This is a genomic window from Fusobacterium sp. (assembly GCF_029258315.1).
In the GTDB taxonomy this organism is placed as follows: domain Bacteria; phylum Fusobacteriota; class Fusobacteriia; order Fusobacteriales; family Fusobacteriaceae; genus Fusobacterium_B.
Map to the genome: position 1 here is coordinate 1 of NZ_JARHZE010000099.1, position 7,963 is coordinate 7,963.

General features: G+C 28.9%; 7 protein-coding genes. 4 read left to right on the top strand and 3 right to left on the bottom strand.

The features are described from left to right. The 3 genes from Q1J48_RS06950 to Q1J48_RS06960 form a co-directional block, all read right to left on the bottom strand. The coding region (locus Q1J48_RS06950) for an efflux RND transporter permease subunit (protein ID WP_300362209.1) at positions 1-610 on the bottom strand (610 nt) is incomplete at its 3' end. Positions 611-619: 9 nt separating this feature from the next. After that, positions 620-1,735 carry an efflux RND transporter periplasmic adaptor subunit gene (locus tag Q1J48_RS06955; protein ID WP_300362212.1) on the bottom strand — a complete coding sequence of 372 codons (1,116 nt, stop codon included), beginning with the start codon at positions 1,733-1,735 and terminating at the stop codon, positions 620-622. 3 nt (positions 1,736-1,738) lie between these two features. Next, positions 1,739-3,157, bottom strand: coding sequence for a TolC family protein (locus Q1J48_RS06960; RefSeq protein WP_300362214.1), 1,419 nt, complete (start codon positions 3,155-3,157; stop codon positions 1,739-1,741). Between the two features lie 244 nt (positions 3,158-3,401). Between Q1J48_RS06960 and Q1J48_RS06965 the strand changes: the two genes are divergently transcribed. From Q1J48_RS06965 to selB, 4 genes are all read left to right on the top strand, one after another. Next, on the top strand, positions 3,402-4,712 hold the full coding sequence (locus tag Q1J48_RS06965) for a sodium:solute symporter family protein (RefSeq protein ID WP_300362217.1): 1,311 nt from the start codon (positions 3,402-3,404) through the stop codon (positions 4,710-4,712). 104 nt (positions 4,713-4,816) lie between these two features. Further along, positions 4,817-5,794: a selenide, water dikinase SelD gene (gene selD / locus Q1J48_RS06970; protein ID WP_498040972.1), complete on the top strand. Its 978-nt coding sequence runs from the start codon at positions 4,817-4,819 to the stop codon at positions 5,792-5,794. Between the two features lie 39 nt (positions 5,795-5,833). Further along, entirely contained in the window at positions 5,834-7,252 is a 1,419-nt protein-coding gene (selA, locus tag Q1J48_RS06975; RefSeq protein ID WP_300362221.1) for an L-seryl-tRNA(Sec) selenium transferase, read from the top strand. Next, positions 7,249-7,963, top strand: a 715-nt coding sequence (gene selB / locus Q1J48_RS06980; RefSeq protein WP_300362223.1) for a selenocysteine-specific translation elongation factor, incomplete at its 3' end; no start/stop codon positions are given. The genes selA and selB, both read left to right, overlap by 4 nt.

Genomic DNA, 7,963 nt, shown 5'->3' on the forward strand with positions numbered 1-7,963 from the left:
TAACTTTTGTATTAAGTCCCATAGAATTAATTTTATCCCTATCCATAATAATTTCAACAGCATCAATAGGTTTTCCAAATTGAGCAACTTGAGCTATACCATTAATAGAGTTTAATTCACGAGTGATATAGTCAGTATATTTTTTTAATTCTGAGTAAGAATATCCATCACTTGTAACAGCTAAAAATATTCCGTAAACAGCTCCATAATCATCTAAGACAATAGGGGGGAAAGCTCCAACAGGAAGATTTATTTTTGAATCAGATATTTTTTTTCTTACATTATCCCAATATTGATCAAGATTTTTGCTTGGAATAGATTCTTTTAATTTTATTTTTACTTGAGAGTATCCTGGCTTTGATACACTCTCAATATATTCTACATTTTGAATTTTTTGAAGAGTTTCCTCTATCTTACTGGTTACCTGTAACTCAACACTATGAGCATCAGCGTTGGGATAAAAAGTAACAACCAAAGCTTCCTTTATTTTAAATTCAGGATCTTCTAATTTTCCAAGTTTTACATAGGAAAATAGCCCTCCAAGAACCAATAAGATTATCATAAATCTAACAACGATTGTATTTTTAATTGAATAATCTATAAATTTCATAGGACACCTCTATAATAAATTTCCAACATTGGTTTCACTGGTAGGTTCTAAAAGATTTACTTTTTGACCTTGAGAAAGTTCGTGAACCCCTTTAGTAACTATTTTATCTCCAGAATTTATCCCGGTGATAATAACTTGTCCATCATAGTATGGTTTTATAACTTTAACCTCTTTAGAATTTACAACACCATCTTTGTATATCCATACATTTGGAAGAGAATCTTTTTCAAAGAGAGCTTCACAAGGGATAGAATATCCTTGATTATCCTCAGATTTAAAATATATTTTAACAGTTCCTTGAGAATCAGAAGGAATATTATTCTCTTCAACAAAATAAAGAGTTACTGGATAAGTTAGATTTGTAGTGCTTTTTGCTCTACCAACATCAGCTAATTTTAGAGGTAATTCCTTACCATCATAATTAAAAGTAGCTCTTTCCATCTCATTAAATTTATTTAAATCTTTTTCGGAAACATTTATCTTAACTTTATTATTGATTAAAGATGAGATACTTACAACAGGGATACCAGCTCCAGCCACAGTTCCCACATCAGCTAATTTTTTTTGAATATATCCATCATAAGGAGCAATAAGAGCAGTGTCTTTTAATTGGTTTTCACTATTAAGTACTCCTTGAGTAGCTTCTTGATAGATTGCATAGGTAGCTAGTTCACTAGCTCTTGCAGCTTTTACTCCAGCCAAAACTTCATCATAAGTTTTTTTAGGCAAAACTTTTTGTCTATATAGAGTATCAACTCTTTCAAATTGTTTTCTTGCATTTTCAGATACAGCCTTAGCAGCTTCATAGGAATTTTTAGCAGCGATACTTTTATTTTTAAAGGCTTCCAGTTGAAGGTTATAATCTCTTTGATCCATTTGAGCTATAACACTTCCTTTTTTAACAAAACTTCCCACTTCTACATTAAATTTATCAATAGGCCCAGAGACTCTAAAAGAAAGAAAGGCTTCTTTTTCAGGAGCAACCACTCCAGGATATTTAAACTCCATTGAAGATGAACGACTTTGTGCTGTTATTGTTTCAACAGGTCTTATAATAGGTTCATTATCTTTTTTACAACTAATCATAAATATAGACAGTGCTAGTAACAAAATTTTAGTTTTCATAAATTATTTACCTCCTTCTATAAATGGGTTTTGTCCCATTGCAATGCTAAGAGCTCCTAAAGCTATTTGATATTGAAAATCAGCTTTCTTTTTTAAGCTAAGAGCTTCTTGATAAGAGGCAAGTGAAAGATAATATTCATCGTCTCCTATTAAACCTACATTTTTTTCAGCAGATCTTTGTTTTATCTTACCAGTTTCTGCTTTATAGTTAAGTTCAGCCATTTCACAAATCTCTTTTGATTTTTTTACATTTTCATATGCTCTAGTAGTTTCTATTATAATTGTTAAAAACTCTTTTTCTAATTTTAATTCAGATATTTTTTCTCTTCTAGCAGCTTTTTTATATTCATTTATATTTTTAAATCCATTAAAAATACTTATAACCCCGGAGATATTTCCGAAAGCTACACTTGAATCAACAAAAATATCGTTATTATTTTTCACATATCCCCCACCTAAAATTATTTTTGGTAGAAAATTTGATATAGCTATCTTTTTAATATCTTTTGAAATATTTTTGCTTGTATCTAAAATTTGTAACATCTCATTTTGAGAAAGAGCTATATATATACATTCTTCTAATTCAGGAAGATTTTTTTCAGATAAATTAATATCTTCTAAAACTATATCATCTAAGGGATTTAAATTTAAACTTTTCATAATGTTCATTTTAGCAATTTTTAAATCTCTTCTATTATTTTCAAGAGCTATCTCTCTTGATTTTACTAAAGTTTTTGCTTTTTCAACTTCCCAAGGAAGAATAGCATCAACTTTTAATGAAATCTTAGCTTTTTTTTCTATCTCTTTAGCTGAACTCAATTGGTTAGTCAAATATTCCTCTTCAGATTGAAGGGCTAGAATATAAAAATATTCTCCCATAATTTGAAGTTGAATCATCTTATCAGTTAAACTTTCAGCTAATTCACTTATTTTTTCCCCTTTTTTTCTAGCACTATATAAAAACCAAGTTGAAGGGACAAAAACAGGAATTTGAGCTCCTATACCATAAGTATAAAAAGATTCATCTATAAATCTAGTAGAAAGTGTTGAAGGTATAAGATGTGACACAATAGGTGGCAAAGGAAATGGAAGATTGTTAGTTAGAGAGCTAGTTTCCATTCCAATATCCACTTGATTATCAAGTTTTGTATATCCTCCAAGTATATTTATAGATGGTAAAAAGTTACCAAAAGCAATTTTTTTATCAAGAGAGGCGATCTCTCTTTCAAGTCTTTTTGTTTTAAGATCTAAATTTCTCTCACGAGCTATTTTAATAGCTTCTTCTAAGGAGATAGAAGAACCAAATTGTTTTAAGTATTCTTTTCCTTGAAGGTTTGTAACTTTTTCTTCAGGGGTAATTTGATTATTCGAACAGCTAAGAAGTAGGAAAGAGAAAAATACAACTAATAATTTTTTTCTCATATACACCTCACCATAAAAAATAAAAATAAAATAACATAAGTAAGCAAATATTTGAAAAATAATATTTCTTTAAAACATTATACTATATTTTAAGTTTAGTAGTCAATTTCTTTGTATCCTTTTTAAAATAATATTACACTTAGATTAAAATTAAATGTTAACCTTTTTAAAATAAAAAATAAAAAAAATTTAAAAGCTATGTTAGAATAAAAATAGATTTTGCAGTTAAAAAAGGAGAGAAATTATGAAAGAGTTGTTATTGTTTGGTTATTTTTTATTGGTTATTTTAGTTGGGATTTTATCATTTAATAAGATAAAAAATGATAAGGATTTTTTTGTGGCTGGAAAAAGTGCTGGGATATTTCAAGTTTCTGGAAGTTTACTTGCATCAATTTTGGGAAGTTCAGCTATAATTGGGAGTGTTGATTTTGCTTATACAAGTGGTTGGGCAGGAATTTGGCTTATGGTTTGTGCCTCTTTAGGACTTATAGGATTATATCCTTTAGTAAAACATATAAAAAACTTTCAAGGTTATAATTTGCCAAGTATGTTGGGAAGTTTTTATGGGGAAGAGGTTCAAAGAATATCATCTTTTATAATTCCAATAGCTTGGCTTGGAGTTGTAGCTTCTCAAATAATGGGGGCAGCAAAAATAGTTACTATACTTTCATCATTAAATTATGTTCAAGGAGTTTGGTTAAGTGGATTGGTTTTTATAGTCTATACAATTTTAGGTGGACAACTTTCAATAATAAAAACTGATGTTATCCAACTTATGTTTATTTTAGCAGGTTTATTTTTTACATTTGTATATGTTTTACCAGAGCCAATAACAAAAGAGATATTACCAGTGGTGAATTATAAATTTGGTATTATGGATATAATAGTTATGATACTGACTTACTCTACAACTTTCTTAGTTGGTCCAGATATATATTCAAGACTTTTCTGTGCAAAAGATGAGAACACAATGAGAAAATCAATAATTATAACAATACTTGTTCTTCTTCCTCTTGCATTTATATTTGCAAAAATAGGTGTCTATGGTATTCAAATGTTTGATGAAGTTGGAAGAGAATCAGTTCTTCTTATGATAGCCAATGAAAAATTACCAAAAGTTTTAGGATTCTTCCTATACTTTGGACTTTTATCAGCGGTGATCTCATCAGCTGATACAACTTTACTTACAGCCTCATCACTTTTTACTCAAGTTTTTTTAAAAGATTTAAAAAGTAAGAAAGCTATTTTTATAACAAGAATTTTAATGGTTGTCTTTGGACTTTTAGCAATACTGATAGCTGTTAAGATGAAATATATTTTATCAACTTTACTTTTAGCTCTAGCAGTTTATTCGGGAGCCTTTATAGTTCCAACTTTTGTGGGAATATTTGGATTTAGAGCTAAGAAAGAAGTTGTTATACTTGCTATAATAGCTGGAGGGGTAACAGCTCTTATAGGAAAATTGATTGGGGGAGATAGAGGAAATTATATATCAATCCTAGCTTATTTAATAAATATATCAATATTATTTTTAGGAAAAAATAAAAAAAATTAAAATAGAAAATAAAATGTGATATAATATCCTCAAATGATAAAAATTAGGGGGCAAGAATGAAAAAATTATTAAATAGATGTTCCATAGGTGGCTGAGCTAGCAAAATAGGGCCAGAGGCTCTTTCAAATATTTTAGAAACAATACCAGTAAAAGAGGATAAAAATTTATTAGTTGGTTATGAGAAATCTGATGACGCAGCAGTTTATAAGATTTCTGATGATAAGGCAATTATTCAAACTTTAGATTTTTTTACTCCTATGGTAGATGATCCCTATCTTTTTGGACAGATTGCAGCAGCGAACTCTTTAAGTGATGTTTATGCAATGGGTGGAAAACCAATAACAGCTATGAATATAGTTTGTTTTCCAGAAAAAGAGGAGCAAGAGGTATTAAAAGAGATTTTAAGAGGTGGAGCAGAAAAAATTCTTGAGTCAGGAGCAGTCCTAAGTGGTGGACATTCAATCTATGACCAAGAGATAAAATATGGTTTATCTGTAACTGGAATCTGTTCCCCAGATAAGATTTTAAAAAATTATGGTTCTTGTGAAGGGGATATTTTAGTATTAACAAAACCTTTAGGAACAGGGATATTAACAACAGCATCAAAGATGGGTGACTTAAAAGAAAGTCAGATGGGAGAGGTTATAAGAAATATGACAACTCTTAATAAATATGCTGGAGAGATAATAGTAAAATATCCTGTGACAGCTTGTACAGATATTACAGGTTTTGGTTTCTTAGGACATCTTTATGAAATGGCTGTTTCTTCAGAAAAAACTTTTGTGGTAGAGAGTGAGTATGTTCCTTATCTAAGTGGTGCTAAGGAATTTGCAAAGGATTTCTATATCACAGGAAGTGGACAAAGAAATAGAAAATCTTTAGAAGGGAAAGTAAAATTTGAAAATATTTCTTTTGAAATGGAGGAGATACTTTTTGATCCTCAAACTTCAGGGGGACTTTTATTTTCAATACCAGTTCAATATATAAATGATGTTATGAAAGAGTTAAATACTTTAGAGATAAAGTCATCTATAATTGGAAGTGTAGAAAAAAAACAAGAGTATAGTATAATTGTAAGATAGATAATTTTCTTATCCTCAAATTTAAATTTAGGAGAGAAAATGAAAAAAATATTGCTTAGAAATCTACCTAAGGTGGATATTATATTAAAAAATAAAGAAATAGAAAATATGGGAAAAAGTGTAGATTACTACACTTTTTTGTCTTGTATAAAAAAATCTATAAATCAAATGAGAGAGGAAATTTTAAAAACTGAAGATGAGGAAAAACTTAGATTATTAGGTGAAAATCTAGAAGAAAATATAATAAAAAATATTTTATCTTTAGTTGAAAAAGAAAAAAGAAAAAAAATACAGAGAGTTTTTAATGGAAGTGGAACTATACTTCATACAAATTTAGGAAGAAGTGTTTTTTCTAAAAAAATAGGAGAAAAAATAGGAGAGATATTATCATCTTACAATAATTTAGAATACGATATAGAAGAGGGAAAAAGAGGAAGTCGTTATAAAAATCTTGAAAATCTTATAAGTCAAGTGGTTGGCAGTGAAAGTGCATTAGTTGTAAACAATAATGCTGGGGCTGTAATTCTTTGTTTAAATGAGTTTTCAAAAAATAAAAACACCATTATATCAAGGGGCGAATTGGTTGAGATAGGTGGAAGTTTTAGAGTACCAGAGATAATAAAATTTTCTGGGGCTAATCTTTTGGAAGTTGGGGCTACAAATATAACTCATTTAGATGATTACAAAAGAAATGTTGATGAGGAAACAGGGGTTTTACTAAAAGTTCATACATCTAATTATAAGATAAAAGGTTTTACTCAAGAGGTGGATCTAAAAGAATTAGTCAAACTTGGAAAAGATAAAAATAAATTGGTTATTGAGGATATTGGAAGTGGAAATCTTGTAGAGTTTTCAAAGTATGGGATTGTATCAGAGCCCACTGTGATGAAAAGTTTAGAGGCTGGAGTTGATCTTGTAACTTTTAGTGGAGATAAGCTTTTAGGAGGTTGTCAGGCTGGAATAATAGTTGGAAAAAAAGAGCTGATAGATAGACTTAAAAAAAATCAATTTTTACGAGCCATTAGAGTTGATAAAATAACAATAGCCTTATTGGAAGAATTATTTACAAATTATTTAGATGAAAGAGAGGCAATAAAAAATATACCAACCTTAAGAATGATAACAGAAAAGGTAGAAGATGTAGAGGAAAGAGCTATAAGATTATCAAATATTCTTGAAGAGAGAGGGATAAAAAATAAAGTGATAGAAACGAAGGCCACTATTGGTGGTGGAAGCATGCCAGATGAAGAGATTAAAAGTTTTGGTATAGAGTTTATATTTGAGAGAAAAATTTCTCCTAATAGATTAGAAGAGTATTTTAGAAAAAATAAAATATCAATAATAGGTAGGATAGAGGATAATAGATATTTTTTAGATATGAAAACTATATTTTTAGATGATATTGATGAATTGGCTCAGAATATTCAAGATATTTTTTTAGAGAGAGGATTAGTATGAAAAATATAATAATTGGGACAGCTGGACATATAGATCACGGAAAGACAACTCTTATAAAATATATGACTGGGATAGATACAGATAGACTCCCAGAAGAAAAAGAGAAAAATATGACTATTGATATAGGTTTTTCCCATTTTCAAGAAAAAAATATAAATATAGGTATAGTTGATGTTCCAGGACATCAAAAATTTATAAAAAATATGTTAAGTGGTGTAGCTGGGATTAACTATATTTTATTTATAGTAAGTTGTGATGATGGAGTTATGCCTCAAACTATTGAACACTTTGAGATTTTAAAACTTTTAGGGATTAAAAATGGTATTATAGTTCTTACAAAAAAAGATTTGGTTACAGAAGAGAGAGTGGAAGAGGTAAAAAAAGAGTTAAGAAAAAAATTTGAAGGATCATTTTTAGAAAATTTTAAAATTATGGAAACCTCTATAAAAGATATAAAGTCCTTTGAAAGATTAAGAGAAAAGATAGTTGAGGATATTTTAAAACTTGAAGAAAAGTTAGAGGAAAAAGAGTTTTTAATGTATATTGATAGAAGTTTCTCAATAAAAGGTTATGGAACAGTTGTAACTGGAAGTGTTTTATCAGGAGAGTTAAGTTTAGGAGAAAATATATATCTATATCCTCAAAAGGAAAAATTAAAAGTAAAATCTATTGAAAGGTTTGGAGAAAAGGTTGAAACCTTGGAGAGTAATA